This is a genomic window from Tepidibacillus infernus (assembly GCF_048898065.1).
Classification (GTDB): Bacteria; Bacillota; Bacilli; order Tepidibacillales; family Tepidibacillaceae; genus Tepidibacillus_B; species Tepidibacillus_B infernus.
The window spans coordinates 1-255 of record NZ_JBLWFI010000078.1; the positions used below are offsets into that span (position 1 = coordinate 1).

Consider the following 255-nt stretch of genomic DNA (forward strand, 5'->3'; position numbering starts at 1 on the left):
AGTCTGAGAGTGAACTACTGATGAAATCTTTTGGAGCCATTTCAATTGATGAAAAAGCTAGAAGAGTGAAGGTTCAAGAAAAAGAACTAGTTCTTACACCTAAAGAATATGATCTGTTACTCTTTTTTACGAAAAATCAAAATCAGGTGTGGACAAGGGAACAAATTTTAGAACATGTCTGGGGTTATGATTTTTATGGAAGCTTAAGAACCGTAGATACCCATATCAAAACTTTAAGGATGAAACTAGGGGATC

1 protein-coding gene is annotated in these 255 nt (G+C 34.5%); it reads left to right on the top strand.

All coding sequences use genetic code 11. From position 1 onward, the window contains the following. Window positions 1-20: 20 nt before the first annotated feature. A partial coding sequence (locus TEPIDINF_RS15310; RefSeq protein ID WP_421692416.1) for a winged helix-turn-helix domain-containing protein occupies window positions 21-255 on the top strand: 235 nt, incomplete at its 3' end.